We start from the raw sequence: 17,155 nt of genomic DNA, 5'->3' as shown, positions 1-17,155 counted from the left end.
CCTCTTCTTTTCCGATCTTTGTTCTGAGACCTTCTTGTGTTGGAGAATTAGACAGACTCTTCTTCTCCTTCAAAACCCATATCAGGCACCTCTTCCGAAATTGTTTCCATTTCAGGAGCTGATTCCTCTTCGGAAGGAGGAGACGGATCTTGGGCAGCAGATTCCGGTGCTTGGGAACCTTCTCCCGGTCCTAATCTAGAATCTACGAATTGGTTCAGTATCTCTTCTTCTTTGGAATTTAAGTTGAAGAATTGTAAACCGATCCGAAACATTTTATCCGTGTTTGTGATGTTTCGGATAACTGCCCTAAAGGTTCCTTTCAATTCCTGATTCAATTGTATATCACAGAGTAAAATTTCCCCCACGGCAAAACTTCTCGAAAAGAAAATGGATTGTGGATGGAAGAATCCGAGTCCACTTCTACTTATATCTTCTGCCATACATCTTTCTTTTGATTCTTGGAAGAATCCGGAGGCGATCACATCTCTAGAGATTGCAGCGGCAAATAATGTAATCTTATTATAATCTTCCGTATCTAATGGTCTGTCAGATAGAACCTGCACATAACCAAGAGGAGTATAATTTTTATAACGAATCAAAACTGAAATTTCGGAAATAAATCTGGATTCTAGTTTATTCAATGCCAAAAGTTTTATATATTCTTCGATCGGAACAAAATTTTGCCCCGCTCCACCTGAACTTCTTTCCAAACGATTGGTAACGAAGATAGATTGTTCGAAGTTGTACATGATCCTAAGTCTATTATCCATTCTATCCGAAAAATAGATCAAAGAATCGGGATATGTTTCCTTCATCTTTTTGGAATGTTTTTGCAGGATGGTCTCCACTATTTTATCAATAAAACCTAATGAACGTCTTAGGTGTAGTTGATTGATAATATTAGTAAGAAAAATAGGCTCTCCGCCGCCACCTTCCAGATCCACCCTTCCTTGGGCACGTTTTGCCTCGCTGACTTTTACAGCCTGGATCCTAAGTAATTCTAAACCATTACCTGCGTTTCTTTGAACAACAGTAAAAACACCATGAAAAAAATGATTATTATGAGTGAGAAATAAAACCCGTGTCTTCTCCCCGTCCGATTTTCCGGGTAGAGAAGTGAGAAGATAGAGACCGTCTTTGATCCCTACGATTTTTGCGGGATAGGATCTACCCTTAATTTCCACGGAAACGGGTAATCTCGCAAACAATGTTTGGAGGATTTTAGTCAGAGCCTCTGTTTCTTTGACTGTCCGATCCAAACTTTCCTCCTAAAGGATCACTTACCCTTTAACAAGGAATCCGAGTTTAACGACTCCCTCGTTTAGGGAAAGGAAATTACTGGTTCTAAGGAATTTTCCGGATCATTCTTTTTGCATTATATTCTACTAATACGTTAAGGGGATGTTCGGAGATCCTTTTGTGGAATTGTATCAAAAGTCTGGCAAAAAGAAAAACCTAAGGTTGATTTTAAGAGGAAGTTTCCTCTTTTTTTCTGAAAATAAATTCTTTCCTAATCTCGGAAATTCTGGAAACTCCTACAGTATTCATTGCCTGTGCCAAACCTTCAGTGTACTGACCCACTAAAAATCGGACTCCTGCAACACCTCCACCAACTGCGGAAATCGCCATAGGTCTTCCGACTAGAACATTGTTCGCACCTAATGCATGCATTTTGAAAACGTCTGCTCCACTTCTCACTCCTCCGTCCACAGAGATAGGAAAATCAGGGCCCAATGCTTCACGGATCATAGGAAGAACTCTCGCAGTTCCAGGCATATCGTCCAACACTCTGCCTCCATGATTGGAAACAACGATCGCGTCCGCTCCCGCTTCTTTCGCAAGGATCGCATCTTCTGGACTCATCACACCTTTTAAGATAAAAGGAAGTTTTGTATAAGAACGTATTTTAGAAAGAGCGTCCACTCCTCTTGTGACCGAAGGGATTTTTTTCTGGACCAGAGTTTTGAAATTCACCGCGTCTATATCCATACCTAAAGCGAGAACACCTTGTGCCTCTGCTTCTTGGAATCTTTCCTTGATCAGCCCTTCGTCTTCTCTAGGTTTGCAGATTAAGATACCCTTACCTTCTACTTTTTTGAGGGCTTCCAGAATGATCAGATATTTTTCAGGACTTGCACCATCGCCTAACCATGCTAAGCTGCCGGAGGCCAAACATCCTTCCAATAAAACCGCGGCCAAAGTATATTCATCCATGGCCCCACTCATATTCGTGATTGCACCTGTCATAGGAGCACACATGAAAGAAGTGGATAATTTCTGTCCTAAAAATTGGCTTTCGGTACTCGCCTGAACATTCTCTCGGATATATCTTGGTAGAATAGAATATTCTTCTAATGCTTTTGTATTGTCCTGGAAGCTGAGCATTCTTCCAACACCGCCCATTCCGGGAACCCCTGAGGCACAATCTGTTCCGTCGCAAACCTTACAGACCCAACAGATCTCTTTTCCGAACCGGATTCTTGCATTCGCAGCAATTTCTTTTTCAGAAATAGAATATAATTCATCACAAGTAAATTTAATCGTTTCTAATACTTTAGAGAATACGTTCTCTGCCTGGTTTAAATTTTCCGCAGAGATAATCACATGCCCGGTTTTTTCGATATTGTTTGTGGGCTCCGGGATAATATCTCCCACTTTGTGCAATAGATAGATATCGGTTACACCTTCTATCTTCTTGGCCTCTTCCAATCCATCGATCGAAAGAAGTTTTCCCTTAGGTGCAAGTAATGCTCTTTCAATAGAAACTCTATGAAATAATGGCTCTAAATTATCCGGCTCTTCTCCAAGTGCGATTAAGATGGCAGCTCTATTCAGATTAATTCCGCTTGATAAAGGAAAAGTAAAAGCGGACATGAATCCTCCGGAAAGTCTTGCAGCGATCTCTCCTACTTTTACACCGGTAGGAGTTACTTTAATATCACCTTTACCTGCACCTCTTCTGATCCCGAGAGCTTGCATTCCTCGGAACATCACATCTTCTATTTCTTTTTGTATCTCAGGAGAAAGAGCGGAAGGCATATTATGGCCCATCTCTATAAAATAAGGTTCTCTCTCTATGATACGGTCCGCAAGACCTGTGATCATATATTTTCCGTCCCATGCGAGCGCATCTACGGAAACTTCAGGACCTGGCATATATTCTTCTAAGATCATCTCACCAGTCGGTGAATATTTTTTGGCATGTTTGAATGCGGCCTGTAACTCTTCTCTATTATTTACTTTTACAACTCCACGGGCTCCCATATTGTCCGCAGGTTTCATTACCAATGGGAATTGTAGGAATTCCAACGCGTCACGAGTATCTTGGATACTCCAAACAGGAGCAAATCCTGGAATCGGGACACCCGCTTTTTTCAGGCGTTCTCTCATCTTTACTTTATTGGAAGCAGCTTCCGCGTCTACGAATCGGATCCCGGGAAGATCTAACGCGTTAGCAACCGCTGCAACAGTCATACTCGCATCTGTTCCTGCAGTGATTACCCCATCTATCTTAGTAGTTGCAGATAATTTTTTGGCCTCTCTCACCATACCTTCTATGTCCTTTGTAGACATGATAAGAGGAAGATCACAAATTTTCAGACCAGGTGCATCCGGATTCATATCCGCCACCACAGTCCTGAGAAGCATTGTTTTTGCCGTTTGGATGATTGGGACTTGAAGAAGTCCTCCGCCTATAATTAGGATCGTCTTACCTGCGATTTTTTTACTCACGGAAGAACGCTTACTCCTAGTTCCGAATTTTCCGAGATACTAAGTTCCGATTTTTCATAAGTGGTCACACTTCCTTTTCGGATGATCCCACCTGCGAGTAAATAATCGGAATCATTCGGATAGAAGACAGCGGATTGACCTGGAGCCACACCTTTCACTTCTTCTAATGGGAATACTTCTATAAAGTTTTCGTTACGTACTACTTTTGCTCTGATAGGACGAGAACGGTATCTTACTTGGACTCTACATTCCGAACTTTCTGTTTCCAGAACGGGGGCCCAGGCTTGTAGATTCAGATCTTCCACAATAAAAGATTCCACGAAGGTTTGTCTCTCTTCTGCCAAAACAACCGTTCCATCGTCTTGGATAGAGATCACATATAAAGGAGCCTTCCAAGCAATACCAAGACCTTTTCTTTGTCCTATGGTGAAGTTTTCTTTTCCGGAATGTTCTCCAATCACTTGTCCATCTTGTAATTTGAAAAATCCAGGAGTGAAGTTAATATTCTTCTTAGCCAAAAACTTTCTATAATCGTTTTCAGGAATAAAACAGATCTCTTGAGACTCCGCTTTTTCGGCAACTGGAAGTCCCATTCTTCTTGCGATCTCTCGAACCTCAGGTTTAGTCATTCCACCCAATGGAAAAACGGTATTTTTCAGATTCTCTTGGGATAATCCATACAAATAATATGCCTGGTTCTTATTCATATCCTGAGCGTTGGACACGGCATATCTTCCATCTATCTCTACGATGTTTGCATAATGTCCGGTAGCTATTTTATCAATTCCTAATGCTTGCGCCTTTTCGAATAAGGCACCGAATTTCACGAAAGTATTACATTCCACGCAAGGATTCGGGGTCTTTCCTTCCTTGTAATCATTTACAAATCTGTCTATGACCTTCTCTTGGAAAAGTTTCTCCATCTTGATCACATAAAAAGGAATGTTTAAAGAGAGACCGACATCTCTCGCGTCCCTTATATCTTCAGGAGAACAACAGGATTTTTTAGTGGTATCGCAAGCAGGAGCCTCATACTCCCAGGTACGCAGGTTGACCCCGATCACTTCGTAACCTTCTTCCATGAGTAGGCCTGCAGTGACAGCACTGTCCACCCCTCCACTCATAGCTACTATGATCTTACCTTTACTCATTTCCCGGGACCGATTCCTTTCCTACTATACCAATAAGACTCCTTTTTGTGTCCAAAAGAATTCGATAGTTTTCCATCCAATTCCGGCCCAAGATCCCGACGATCCCTCTACGGTGGTCCGAATGCAAAGCGTCGGGGGGAATTCCTCCAGGAAAAACCTCCAATTCAGGAGTGCAGAAGCCTATCCCTTCAGAATCGTTTTTTACAAAAACAGGACAAAAAGGCCGAAGAGTTCTGATCTTTGCTTTAAGTCGGCCTCCACCAAAATTGAATACTGTGGCTTCCTTTCCCTCTACATATTCGGTGGAATGATCCGCCTTGATTGTATCCCAGTCTAGAACGCTATATTCGGCTCCAGTGTCCAAGATCCAAGATTCTTTTCTGGTTCCAGGTGGACGAAGAAGTACCGCTGAAGGTTGGCCAGATTTTAAAAACATAGGAAATAAATTTTCTTCCAAAAAACCGGGAGCAGGACTGGAAGTAGAAGATCTCCAAAGAGAAATTCTATCAGGCAAATCAAGAACTACGACTGAACCTAGGAATGCATTCATCCCTAAGATCCCATCCACTCTTAATTCTTTAGGGAATACATGAGAATAAAATTCCACAGATTCGAAAGGACGTATCCCTCCGATGAACAAATCGTTTTTAATCGTTCTTCTGACTGACTGGACAGAACCTCCAGGAAAGCTAGCACTCAAAATTCTTTTAGGAGAATTTTCCGGAACATGATCCTCGGAAAGAAATGAAACAAACGCACCTGTATCTATCAAAAATCTGAGAGGTTCCCTATCCTTGTCCAAGGAAAGATAAATCACAGGAAGATGATCCACTTCTTTTAGAGGAAGCCGGATCCAAATTCCTCCTGCATCTTTTTCATAACGAATATAGCCGGAGAATAAATTGCGATAATCGAAACTAGTACATCCGGCTACATAAAGGAAGAAGGCACCAAGCAGAATCCTGGAAATAATAGTTCTTTTTTTGAATGTACGATTCGGAAGAAAAAACATTGCCGGTGTTCGAAAACCCAATTAGGATTTCAAATTTAAGGAAAAAATCGATTCTTTTTTATTAGGAAGGAATTTGGAAAAGCGAACTCATCCGAGTTCGCTTGAGAATTAGAGTAGTTTTTTGATACAACGGGAATTTGGACAGCGAGTGTAATCGATCACACAGTCTCTATACTCAATTCCTGTCTGAGCATCCTTTGCTTTATACTCGATAAAGCAGGAATAAGGAGAAAAATCGAACTCTTCTCTTCCTAAAGCACGGTTACGGATACGTTTTCCGAGCTCCGCCTCTTCGATCTGGCTAATATAATAATGGTCCAGCTCAAGTTGTTTTTCCATGGTAGAGGTTTCGGTCGAATTTTAGAATTCGATAAGCCCGAAATCCCTAAGAAACTAGGAAAAAAGTTAGTTCTGGACCGGAATTTGGAAGGAAATGGTCTTGTTTTTACCCGAGTGTTTTGCCTCGTAAAGCGCCTTATCCGCCCTTTCTATCAGATCTTTATTGTTCCGGTCACTTGTCCAAAACTCGGAAACTCCTATAGAAAGAGTCACTTGGAAATCAGGACCCCCGTTAGGATTCGGGATAGAAGCTGCTTCTACCGCCTTTCTCAAACGTTCTCCCATTTCAAAACCGCGCTTTAGATCTGCTCCAGGCATGACTAAACAAAATTCCTCTCCACCATATCTGGCAGCGATATCATGTTTACCTGCACATTGGATCAGCCTTGCAGCAACTTCAATCAATACCTGGTCCCCAGCTTGGTGGCCATGGGTATCATTGAATTTTTTAAAATTGTCCACGTCGGTGAATAGAAGAGCAAGATTCGTTCTTTTTTTACGACAACGTTCCATCTCTTCTTTGAGTTTGGTTTGGAAGTAATGATGTACTTTCAAGCCGGTCATCATATCAACGGTAGCAAGTTCGTATAAACGAGAGTTCTCTACTGCAATTCCTGCAAGAGTGGAAAGAGTTGTGAGGAAGTCTCTATCCTCCTCCATCCATTCTCCCATGGTGATCTTTTCACCCAACAGAAGGAGTCCATTCACTTTTCCTTTTGCATTCAAGGGAATGATTAGGTCTCCGCCGATTCTTCTTAAAAATTCCAGTTCAGGACTTAGGCCCATCGACTCTTCCACCTGGTCGGGAGTCATAGCCTTAAGTTTTGTTTCTAAAAAAGTAACTAAAGGTGCATCTGTTTTGATCTTGAATCCTGCATCATCTTCTGCAAGATCGAATCCTTTAAAGCTCGGCTCCAATTCGAAATAATTAGAGTCAGCTTCCGGTGCTAAAAAGATAGCCGCGCTCAAAGTTTGAAGTTGAGCTAAACAAATATTTAAAATAGCATCAATTAGATACTTATAATCCAGTGTGGAATTAAGAGCCTTACTGATCTCGAGAAGTTGTTTCTGATCATAGATCTTCTTCTCATAATATTCGATCATCAATGGATCATTGTCTTTTCCGATCAACTGTGGAATCTCCCAATACAAAATTGAAAAGATAATTTATTTCGCTAATCCGTTTCTTCGCCTACGGACTCTAAACATTTTCCGTGAAGTCGATCCGCGAGAGGTAGTAGCATCAAAAAGCTTTCCTCGGGGAAATCAAACTCTTTTTACTTTTTCATTTGACTTTCAGCCTGGGTTCAGGAAACATGGTTTTAGACGCCGCGCGGTGGAGCAGCCGGTAGCTCGTTGGGCTCATAACCCAAAGGTCACAGGTTCGAATCCTGTCCGCGCTAGAGCGTTTTACATCAAATCATTATCCTCAAAAGTAGACAAAGAGACGTTTAATTTCTACCTTTTCTACTCTTTCCTTATAAAAAAGAAACAAATCTCTTATTTGCTAATCCTTTCTATTTAGTTTCCAAGCTCTTTAGAACGTTCCGTTGCTCTTTTCACTGCTGAGATAATAGCATACGGGAACTTATTCTTCTCCAACTCTTCTAGACCTGCGATAGTTGTTCCGCCTGGAGAAGTTACTTTGTTTTTCAAAACTTCCGGATGAGTATCAGGATTCTTTTCCAATTCTTTTGCAAGTAATTCGGCACCACCTATCACGGTTTGTATGGAAAGTTCCAATGCTTGAGAGTATGTCAAACCGGAGGCAACTCCACCTTCTGCCAAACTTTGGATAAACCTAAGTACATAGGCGGGACCTGAACCGGAAAGTCCAGTTACAGCATCTAACAGTTCTTCTTTGGAAAGTTCCAAACAATAAGAGATTGGTGAGAAGATCTCTTTTAGACTTTCGTATAATTCCTTATCTCCATAATAACCCAAAGCACCCTTTCCTACCATAATAGGAAGATTAGGCATAATACGGACCACTTTGGATCCGGCAGGAGCGGAAGAAGAAAGTATCTTTGTATCGATACCTGCAGCAACAGATAGAATTGCTTTAGGAGCCTCGAAAGACCTTAGAGTTTTAGAAACCTCTGCAGGTTTTATTGCTAAGATAATAAGGTCGGATTTCTTTTGGAAGTTGGACCAATCCGATTCTAAAACCATTCCTTCCGCTTTTTTAGGATCTAGATAAGGATCAAAACCGATCACGTCTATCTTTCTAGATTGGAGAGAACGTAATATCGCTCCTCCCATATTCCCGCAGCCTACAATACCTATTTTATTATATTTCATGTTCTTTCTCCGAATATTGCGGTCCCGATCCTAAGATAATCGCTACCTTCTTCCAAAGCAATCCTGTAATCGCCTGACATTCCCATGGATAATTTTCCTTGGGGTAAAAATTCTTTTCGTAAGTTTGCAATCTCTCTAAACACTTTTCGTGTTTCTTCCGGATCTCCTGAGCTTGGACCCATGGTCATAAATCCTTCTAACGCACAAAACTCTGAACTGAGAATTTCCTTTTTACGGAGAAGTCCCAAAACTTCTTCTTTTGAGAATCCTGATTTTGAATCTTCTTCCGTTAGATTAACTTGTAGGAAGTAACGTATCTTCCAACGGTCTGCGTCCATTCTTCTTTTCAATTCTTGTAAGATCTTTTCGGAACCTACTCCATGTACAAAGGAATAAAGTCCTGCATACTTTCTGATATGGGAAGATTGAACGGGACCTATATGATGTAGTATAAAATCTTTTTCCGGTTTTCCCAAGTCGGAAAATTTTTCTATCCCTTCTTGGACTCTATTTTCTCCGAAATGGATCACTCCACCTGAAATTGCCTCTTGGACTTTTTCTTTGGGTTGGAATTTGGAAACTGCTATAAGTGTTGGAGTTCCTATTGGTTTCAGGGACTCCAGTTCTTTTACTATAGATCTATAATTCTCAGAAACACCCACGCCTAATCGGCCTTGGACTTTTTTTTCAGACCGGAAACTTCTTGTTCCAGGATTTCCACTCGTTTACGTAAGGAGACCTTACTCTTTTTCTTTTTAGTAGACCCGTTTTTCATCCCCAATTTTCTTTCTAAACGCCCTACTCTTTTTTCCAAAGAACTTATCTTAGCATTTACGGAAGAATGAGCCACTCTTCTTTTCTTATACTTTTTAGAATGACGTTTTTCTTTTTTAAGTTTTGGACCGTCGTCGTATTCTACTAAACTTTCGTCCCTTTGTTTTGTTCTAGGACGTTCCATTTCTTCTCTTTTAGGGAGGTCTGAAGTTTCAGTAACCTTTGTGTCGGGCTTCTCTGTAGTTTTTGTGGAGAGAGTATCCTTCTTCTCCTTTCCTAAACCAGGAACCTCATAGTCTTTAGGCAAGGGTTGCGAAGAAGGTTCAGTAACCGAATCTTTAGGTTTGGAAAAATCTGAGTCAAAGTTTTGGCTAGGAGAAGATAGATCTTTTCCGTCAGGTACTTCTTCCGGAGTAAGAATAGTACGCTCTGGCTGGGACTTCTCCTCTACTTGGACATTTTTGTCCTTATACCAAGCGGCGATCCGCTCTCTCTCCACATATAAATAAAATGCAAGAGATCCAAGTAGCAGGATTAGAAGTCCGCTCAGTAGGATTTTGAGAATATCCCGGTTCATAAAATACCTTTTAGAATTATCGGCCGGGAAAACCCGAGAATTGGGCAAAAAACCCGGCTTCTTATTAGGAGATCCACAAAATCTACCGAAAGATCTAGAGTGATCCGGACCCTTCTATTCTGTTTTTGCCTAAGTTTATGGATCCTTCCTAAACCGACCTGGGCACCTCCAGTCAAAAGAGACCAAGACGAGGCGAGCAAAGTCCTTCAATTAGAAAAAGTACTAGTCGATTGGAAGCATTACAATCTTTTTCTAGTAGATTCATTCGAAGGAGAAAGACCCTGGGAAGTTTATAGAGGAGTTTCCTTTTTAAATAGGATAGACTATGTTTCTCAAGTACCCGACTCACAGGCATTCCTAAAGGAAAGGGAATTATACAAAGCCTCTCCTAAAGAAGAATACAGATCCATGATGGTCCAAACATTCTTCGAAAATCCAAAACATGAACATTTAGAGATCAGACCCAAGGAACCGATCCGACTACCGATTGGAATTCCAACAAGAGTGTTTTTCTGGGCATATTCCAATAATCATAACGTGGTTCTAGAGTTGGTATTCCATCAGAAAAAATCCAAAGAGATCGTTCTGGAATTAGGGGATCTAAAGTTTGATGGTTGGAAAAGAATAGAGACCCAAATTGCTGTGCCTGCAAAAAATATCAGACTGAATCAATCCCTTCGTTTTCCTTTGGAACTGGTTTCTATCCGGATCAAACCGAATCCGTTTCAACCCAAAGGTGAATTTTATTTTTATATGGATCGTTTAGGGATACTCATAGATAGCAGAGAAGAATCTTATCCTGGCGCAGAGGTCAAAGACAATTGGGGTACTGCTCTGTAAGGAATTCCTTCAGCTCTCCCGGTTTTTTAGGATTAAACTTAAAAGCATTCCAATTCATATAACCCGCGACTTCCACATTGGTTGGATTATCATCAATGAACACATAATCTTTTCCGGGAAAATCAGTTTCTATCCATTGGTAATATTCTTGGGCAGGTTTTCTAACACCCATCTCGCAGGAAAAATACAAGGCGTCCAGAGAATGAAGAAGTTCTCCTATCTCTTGGAATTTCATAACTTCTTTGTACCAGATCGAATAATTGCTGGCAAGGATCACTGAAAAACCTTTTGCCTTCAGGCTTTTTACGATCTCCAAAGTTTCGGAAATAGGATTGATCTTGGAAAACATCTTTTCTTTCAGATCCTTAGGATGAGGAAGTCCCTTATCCTTATGAGAATCCAAATAAAATCTCTGGAAAAAATCCTCTTCTTCGATTCTTCCCATTTCGAAATCTAAGAAGGCTTGCTTTTCCCGACCGTTCTTAAAATCTTCCCAATGTTCTCTGGGCAAAAGTTCTTTTAAGGCCAGATGGAATGGGTCCTGGATCAGGGTATCCATTAGATCGAATACAAAAAGAGGAGATCTCATACCACTATGCTAATAACGTATCGGATTTTGACGATCCTTCTTTGGCCCTGGATTTTCGTTTTCTCACTACTCATTCCGGGAGCTAAAAATTTTCTAAAAACCAGAAAGGAAGATAAACGAAAAATACTCTCCTACCCTTTTGCACCTAAAGCACAAAAAGTAGTCTGGTTGCATGCAGCATCCGTCGGAGAACTGGACCAATGTAAGGCCGTTGCTTTGGTATATAAGAAGAAGGAGCCGGAAACTTTTATTCTACAAAGTGTATTCTCAGATTCAGTCAGAGATTCTAGTCTCGAGGCATTTCCAGCCGATCTAAAATTTCGTCTTCCTTTGGATTTTCCTTGGAGTTATGATTTTATCTTAGATAAATTTTCTCCCCAAGTTTTAATATGTATGGCCTGGGATCGTTGGCCCAATTTACTTTTGGCTGCTAAAAGAAGAAGGATCCAAACTATCCTAGCCTCCGCTGTTATCACTGTCCCGAAAGGATTTCTAAAAAGAAAATTTTACAAGGCAGCATTTTCTTTATTCGATAAAATTTTAACTTCTCATTCTTCCGGAGAAGAGAAATTTAAAGAATTACTCGGAGAGAAAAAAAACATAAAGACCCTAGGAGATTCCAGATTTGATTCTGTGATCCAAAAAATAGAAACAAGCCAAAGAGAATTTAAAAGACCAAAAAATTATCCATTCTCTCAAGTGTTTCTACTCGCTTCTACATATGAACCTTGTGAAAAATTACTTCTTCCTCTTCTGCAAGAACCTTCTCTCAAAAATACATCCTTCTGGATCTTCCCCCATAAAACAGATCCAACAAGGATCACTCAGTTAGAATCCGAGATCAAATCATTCACCTCGGATTATACTCTATACTCTCGCACTGAGTTTAATTCTATTTCTTCCAGAGTGATCTTATTCGATGTGCTTGGAATTTTGGCGCACGCATATAGAGCGGCTGATTTTGCATATATAGGTGGAGCATTACATAATAGGGTTCATAATGTTCTGGAGCCTGCTTACTTCGGACTTCCACTTCTAAGCGGCCCGAGGATCACACATGCGCCTGAAGCGATAGAACTGAATCATAGAGGCGGGTTATTCATCATCCGCACAAAAGAAGAAGTTTTAGAAATACTGCAACTAAGCTCGGAAAGAAAAGAGGCTATTCGTTTTTCTAACCGCCAATTTGTGGAAACAGGCAGAGGAGCAGCAGAGAGAATTTATTCTGAGATTGTTAGCCACGCAGAGACGCAGAGACGCAGAGGATTTTAGGAAGCCTAAATTTAGAATCTTTTCCTCTTAGCGGCTTCGCGTGAAAAACAAATGAAATACATTTTTGGGATCACGCTAAGGCGCAAAGAAAAGAAGGGTTTTACCTTGTTAGAATTCCAACATCCCCTTCTCTGCGACTTCGCGACTCTGTGTGAAAACACACTCTGAGCCTCTATAAACTCTGTACCTATCTATGAAAAATCCTTTTCTATAACTCCCAATCGGCGATACTAGGAGCGAAATGTCCGTCTACCGTTGTACAGCAGTAAGTTTAAAAACAACCGCCTTAGATTTTAAGGGGAATCGAGAAAAGATCCTGGCAGCTATCCAGGCTAACGAAAACTCTTCTCTCATCCTTTTTCCGGAACTCTGTATTTCCGGTTACGGTTGCGAGGACACTTTTTATTTTCCTTGGGTTTGGGAACAATCTTGGAGAAGCCTTTTAGAGATCGCAAAAGCCACCTCGGGCAAAACAGTAATTGTTGGACTTCCATTCTTCCAAAGTCCTTATCTATTTAACGTGACCGCTATTTTGCAGAATGGAAAAATACTTGGACTCGTCCCAAAACAAAACCTGGCTCAAACAGGTGTACATTACGAAAATAGATGGTTCACAAAAGGAGAAGAATCCAGAAATTACGCGATCACTCCTGATGGATCGGAACTTCCTTTTGGCTCCTTACTTTTTGAAAGTGCAGATTTCAATTTTGGAATAGAGATCTGCGAGGATTCCTGGGTCCAAACAAGACCTGGCCAATATCTGGTAGAAGCAGGAGCAGATCTCATCCTTTCTCCCGGGGCTTCTCACTTTGCTTTGGGAAAACAAGAGATCCGTAAAAAGATGTTCTCAGAGTCTTCTCGTAATTCCTCCACCGCAATTCTTTATGCAAACTTAGATGGAAATGAATCAGGCCGTTTGATCTTCGAAGGCGGATGTATGGGGATCGTGGATGGAAATGTAAAACAAGAAGGTCCCAAACTCCATTTTACTGATTTTGAAAGTACCCATTTGGATCTGGATTCCACAGAACTTAGATCCAATCGTGCAAGAAATTTTAGATCATCCGGTACAAGAGAATTTAGATCCAGAGGAAAAGGACTTCAAAGAATAGAAATACTTCCTCTAAAGGCCCAAAAGAATTTTGATAATTCAGTCCAAGTTTCCAAGTCGGACCTATTCCAAGATTTTACAAGAGCCACTTCTCTTGGATTATTTGATTATCTGATCAAATCCAAAACAAAAGGTTATACATTATCTCTTTCAGGCGGAGCGGATAGCGCTGCCTGCGCACTTCTTATAAAAGCAGGAATTCTATTTTCTGGGAAAGAACTAGGACCTAAGTATTTGGAATCCTTAGGATTAGATCCTAAAAATCTACTCTTCACACTTTTTCAGGGAACGGAAAACAATTCGGAACATACCAAAAATTCAGCAAAACAACTTTCGGAAGAATTAGGTTTTACCCACGCAGAGATCACAGTAGATTCTGAAGTTAAATCCATGTTGGAAAAAATTTCTTCAGTGAAAGGTCTTATTCCTAACTGGAAAGATCATAATCTTGCACTCCAAAATATACAAGCCAGGGTCAGATCACCTCTTATCTGGTTACTTGCAAACTTGAATGGACATCTTCTCCTTTCTACAGGAAACAGAAGCGAAGCAAGTGTAGGATATACAACAATGGACGGGGATTCTTCGGGTTCCGTTGCCCCACTCACAGGTGTAAGCAAAGAATTCGTACTTTCTTGGCTAAAGAATGTGCATGAAGGAAAGGATATCATACTTCCTAAGATAAATGCGCTCGAAGGAATTTTGAATTCGAAACCTACTGCAGAACTAAAACCACTTTCTGAAAAACAGGAAGATGAGAAGGACCTGATGCCTTATCCTCTTCTCCAAAAATTAGAAAGGAATTTTGTATTCTTAGGAAAATCTCCGGACAATCTTTTAGAGTCCCAAGAATGGTCCGACGCAAAAGAAGCAGAAGAAGGCAAAAAGAAATTTTTGAAATTATTCTCCGCAAGCCAATGGAAAAGAGAAAGGCTCCCACCTTCTTTTCATTTGGATGAATACGGTTTGGATCCTAAATCCAGTTTCCGTTTTCCAATCCTAAGCGAGATCTCTTTTTAGTCCTTAGACAACCCTTCTAGAATAATATTCAATCCGGAGATAAACTCTTCTTCCGGACTGCTCGACTTGGCAGAATTTGCAATTTCAATTAGAAGGGGATAACGTTCTTTCGGTAAAGATAAGAATCTGGAAATAGTTTCTTCAGAACTTTCATCTTGAGAAGAAGACAGAGGACCTGCAAGTTCTGCCTGAGCAATTCCCATAGAAAATCCGGAGACTGTTCTAAACGCCACAAGCAGATCCAATCCAGATCTTCCACTTTTTACAAGTGCACGCAAAAGAGCTTCCGAAGGATCTAAAAATGCTGGAGAAAAACTTCTTCTGGTTAAAATTAAAGGAATTACATTCGGGTGCAAACGAGCCGCTTTCCAAAATGCTAAGGCAATCGCTCTTACATCTTCCTTCCAATCTGATCTTTCAGATCCGTCCCAAGAAGCCTTCAACATCACAGCTTCCACAAGAAGAGCTTCTAAGTCAGCCCGGTCTGAAACATAATTATAAATCGTCATTGCTCCGGTCCCAAGGGAAGAAGCTAGGGTCCTCATAGACAAGGCCCCTAACCCCTCCTGGTCTACGATTTCTAAGGCAGCCGACTGCAATTGTTCTCTAGTAAATTTAGAAGGTCTGGGCATTTTTTTTACTTGATTTACGTACATCGTACGTATATATTCCGTCCTATTACGTACACCATACGTATTGGAGAATCCTATGACAACCAAAACAAAGTTTAATTCTGGAGACAGCTTCTGCACCTCCTGGCTCACACTTCCCTCAGGCAAAAAACCATTTCCAACAATTATCCTAGTACATGGAGGAGGAGCGACCCATGATATGAAGTTGGAACAGTATGAACGGGAATTTTCAGATGCAGGATACGCAGTCCTTTCTTTCGATTTCAGACATTTAGGAGAATCAGGAGGAAATCCAAGACAATACATGAATATTTCTCGGTATCTAGAGGATATAGATTCCGCAATCCGATTCGTGAAAGAAAATCCTGAATTGGATTCTTCAAAAATCGCGTTATGGGGAACTTCCTTAGGTTCCAGTCATGTTGTGGTTTCCGCTTCCAAACATCCTGAATTAGGGGCAGCAATCGTACAATGTCCCGTGCTACAAGGAAGAGCGCCCGCTCTTAAATCAGGATTCGTAAATCTGCTTCGTTTAACTTTTCCGATCCTATCCGATACTTTCCGCTCCTTCTTTGAGTTACCAAGAAGATACGTTCCAATTGTAGGACTTCCTGGAAATAAAGCATTCGTCACCGTTCCCGGCGCATTAGAAGGATGGAAATCGGTCATGCCGGAAGGATATAAGTTTGATAATAGAGTTACGGCAGGCTCTGCAATCGATATGTTATTTTACGACGCTTATAAATATGCAAAAAAAGTAAAATGCCCTTTACTTGTATGCGTTAGCGACAAGGAAACCTTAATGGATCCAGAAATCGCAATAAAATGCGCGAATGATGCGCCGTTAGGAAAAGTTATCCATTATCCCGCGGATCATTTTGAGGTGTATCATTCACCTTTATTCGAAAGATTAATTCGCGATCAGATCAAATTCTTGGATCAATATATGAAATAAAGTTTAGTTCACGCAAAGTCGCAAAGAACGCTAAGGTTTAGTAGTTTGTAAAACTACTTGCTTGCTGTGCAATAAACCTTCTATTCTTAGCGGCTTCGCGTGAGAAAAGACTATCAAAAAAGAACCTTCACAAACCGGCTTGTTCGTAAGCTCTTTGCTTATCCTTCTGTACTTGTTCCAACTGTTGGATCATAGTTTGTTGGATAGTTTCTAATTTCTTCTCTTGTTCTGGATCTCCGGATCCCTTTTGCAAATCCACCAGATATTTTACGATCTCGAGTCTGTCCTTAGATTGTTTTTCCATATAATCGTAATACGTTACTGTTTGGTCCTTAGATGCAGTGCGACTCAGAACTGCCCGAGTAGCTTCGGATACTTTTTGTTCAAAAACTTTTCTCTGTTCTTTTTCTGCGGGACTCATACGGCTAGGGAGAAGGGAGTTATTCGGAAATTTTTCTTTAAGTTGAGTAAACCTTTCCATTTCTTCGTTGGTATAAGGTTTTCCGGTTTGAGGATTTACTGGGTTGTCCGAATCGGAAGCAGGTGCTCCTCCAGGTTTATTTTCAGAAGAAGGTTCCCCTACTTCCGGTTCACGATATTCTGCTTTTCCGGCTTTATAAAAATCAGAATTGGAATCGAATAAGGAAGGATCCGCGCCTGTTTTGCCATAAGCAGAATTTCCCGAATTGGCTCCGGATCCCCCACCAAAAATGCTGGCGAGTGCTTCTGCCTCACTTTTTTTATTCTTGGAGTCTGACGTATCGTCATCGGTCCAAAATAAGACCACCAATAAGAAGATGAAGAATACTATAAAAACTACGGAAATTAATAATGTTCGAACTCTAGTCAC

Annotated in this window: 16 protein-coding genes and 1 tRNA gene; 5 read left to right on the top strand and 12 right to left on the bottom strand. The window is 40.8% G+C overall.

The genetic code is table 11. The features are described from left to right. Positions 1 to 47 precede the first annotated feature (47 nt). The 6 genes from EHO65_RS02995 to EHO65_RS02970 all read right to left on the bottom strand — a co-directional run bounded on the left by EHO65_RS02995 (position 48) and on the right by EHO65_RS02970 (position 7,365). Positions 48 to 1,259, bottom strand: coding sequence for a PilZ domain-containing protein (locus EHO65_RS02995; protein ID WP_135772712.1), 1,212 nt, complete (start codon positions 1,257 to 1,259; stop codon positions 48 to 50). Positions 1,260 to 1,467: 208 nt separating this feature from the next. Beyond that, positions 1,468 to 3,732, bottom strand: coding sequence for an alpha-hydroxy-acid oxidizing protein (locus EHO65_RS02990; RefSeq protein ID WP_135772711.1), 2,265 nt, complete (start codon positions 3,730 to 3,732; stop codon positions 1,468 to 1,470). Beyond that, positions 3,729 to 4,883: a tRNA 2-thiouridine(34) synthase MnmA gene (gene mnmA / locus EHO65_RS02985; protein ID WP_135772710.1), complete on the bottom strand. Its 1,155-nt coding sequence runs from the start codon at positions 4,881 to 4,883 to the stop codon at positions 3,729 to 3,731. Before mnmA ends, EHO65_RS02990 begins: the two co-directional genes overlap by 4 nt. Next, positions 4,876 to 5,895 carry a retropepsin-like aspartic protease gene (locus EHO65_RS02980; RefSeq protein ID WP_135772709.1) on the bottom strand — a complete coding sequence of 340 codons (1,020 nt, stop codon included), beginning with the start codon at positions 5,893 to 5,895 and terminating at the stop codon, positions 4,876 to 4,878. The genes mnmA and EHO65_RS02980 overlap by 8 nt, the downstream gene beginning before the upstream one ends. Before the next feature lie 108 nt (positions 5,896 to 6,003). Further along, positions 6,004 to 6,234 (bottom strand): hypothetical protein, encoded by a 231-nt coding sequence (locus EHO65_RS02975; RefSeq protein ID WP_008592549.1) that lies wholly within the window; start codon positions 6,232 to 6,234, stop codon positions 6,004 to 6,006. A 66-nt stretch (positions 6,235 to 6,300) separates the two neighbouring features. Continuing rightward, complete coding sequence (locus EHO65_RS02970) at positions 6,301 to 7,365, bottom strand: sensor domain-containing diguanylate cyclase (protein WP_135772708.1); 1,065 nt, start codon at positions 7,363 to 7,365, stop codon at positions 6,301 to 6,303. A 199-nt stretch (positions 7,366 to 7,564) separates the two neighbouring features. On the opposite strand from EHO65_RS02970, the gene EHO65_RS02965 reads away from it, so the two are divergent. Further along, positions 7,565 to 7,637 (top strand) — tRNA-Met (locus tag EHO65_RS02965). Between the two features lie 118 nt (positions 7,638 to 7,755). On the opposite strand, the gene proC is transcribed toward EHO65_RS02965, so the two are convergent. From proC to EHO65_RS02950, 3 genes are read right to left on the bottom strand one after another with little or no spacing between them, the layout of a single operon-like run. Continuing rightward, the gene (proC, locus tag EHO65_RS02960; RefSeq protein ID WP_135772707.1) at positions 7,756 to 8,535 is read right to left on the bottom strand and encodes a pyrroline-5-carboxylate reductase; all 780 of its coding nucleotides are present in this window, start codon (positions 8,533 to 8,535) and stop codon (positions 7,756 to 7,758) included. Beyond that, positions 8,532 to 9,197, bottom strand: coding sequence for a YggS family pyridoxal phosphate-dependent enzyme (locus EHO65_RS02955; protein WP_135772706.1), 666 nt, complete (start codon positions 9,195 to 9,197; stop codon positions 8,532 to 8,534). Before EHO65_RS02955 ends, proC begins: the two co-directional genes overlap by 4 nt. A 2-nt stretch (positions 9,198 to 9,199) precedes the next feature. Further along, positions 9,200 to 9,886 (bottom strand): hypothetical protein, encoded by a 687-nt coding sequence (locus EHO65_RS02950; protein ID WP_244243418.1) that lies wholly within the window; start codon positions 9,884 to 9,886, stop codon positions 9,200 to 9,202. A gap of 99 nt (positions 9,887 to 9,985) precedes the next feature. Here EHO65_RS02950 and EHO65_RS02945 point away from each other — a divergent pair, with 99 nt between their 5' ends. Then, positions 9,986 to 10,726 carry a flagellar filament outer layer protein FlaA gene (locus EHO65_RS02945; protein WP_135772704.1) on the top strand — a complete coding sequence of 247 codons (741 nt, stop codon included), beginning with the start codon at positions 9,986 to 9,988 and terminating at the stop codon, positions 10,724 to 10,726. On the opposite strand, the gene EHO65_RS02940 is transcribed toward EHO65_RS02945, so the two are convergent. Next, on the bottom strand, positions 10,698 to 11,315 hold the full coding sequence (locus EHO65_RS02940; protein ID WP_135772703.1) for an HAD family hydrolase: 618 nt from the start codon (positions 11,313 to 11,315) through the stop codon (positions 10,698 to 10,700). The two genes, EHO65_RS02945 and EHO65_RS02940, sit on opposite strands and share 29 nt — an antisense overlap. A 6-nt stretch (positions 11,316 to 11,321) precedes the next feature. Here EHO65_RS02940 and EHO65_RS02935 point away from each other — a divergent pair, with 6 nt between their 5' ends. Together EHO65_RS02935 and nadE are read left to right on the top strand one after the other, a co-directional pair. Next, a complete protein-coding gene (locus tag EHO65_RS02935) occupies positions 11,322 to 12,587 on the top strand; it encodes a 3-deoxy-D-manno-octulosonic acid transferase (RefSeq protein ID WP_135772702.1) in 1,266 nt (421 codons plus the stop codon). Between the two features lie 241 nt (positions 12,588 to 12,828). Continuing rightward, positions 12,829 to 14,718, top strand: coding sequence for an NAD(+) synthase (gene nadE, locus EHO65_RS02930; RefSeq protein WP_135772701.1), 1,890 nt, complete (start codon positions 12,829 to 12,831; stop codon positions 14,716 to 14,718). Here the strand turns inward: nadE and EHO65_RS02925 are convergent. Continuing rightward, a complete protein-coding gene (locus EHO65_RS02925; protein ID WP_208743953.1) occupies positions 14,715 to 15,374 on the bottom strand; it encodes a TetR/AcrR family transcriptional regulator in 660 nt (219 codons plus the stop codon). The two genes, nadE and EHO65_RS02925, sit on opposite strands and share 4 nt — an antisense overlap. 52 nt (positions 15,375 to 15,426) lie before the next feature. Between EHO65_RS02925 and EHO65_RS02920 the strand changes: the two genes are divergently transcribed. Continuing rightward, positions 15,427 to 16,305, top strand: coding sequence for an alpha/beta hydrolase family protein (locus EHO65_RS02920; protein ID WP_135772700.1), 879 nt, complete (start codon positions 15,427 to 15,429; stop codon positions 16,303 to 16,305). A 127-nt stretch (positions 16,306 to 16,432) separates the two neighbouring features. Here EHO65_RS02920 and EHO65_RS02915 read toward each other — a convergent pair whose 3' ends face one another. Then, positions 16,433 to 17,155 (bottom strand): LIC_20245 family lipoprotein, encoded by a 723-nt coding sequence (locus EHO65_RS02915; RefSeq protein ID WP_208743951.1) that lies wholly within the window; start codon positions 17,153 to 17,155, stop codon positions 16,433 to 16,435.

It is taken from the genome of Leptospira andrefontaineae, from assembly GCF_004770105.1.
Lineage (GTDB): Bacteria > Spirochaetota > Leptospiria > Leptospirales > Leptospiraceae > Leptospira_B > Leptospira_B andrefontaineae.
Note: the sequence above shows the minus strand (reverse complement) of the source record. Positions and strands in the feature narration are given on the sequence as shown.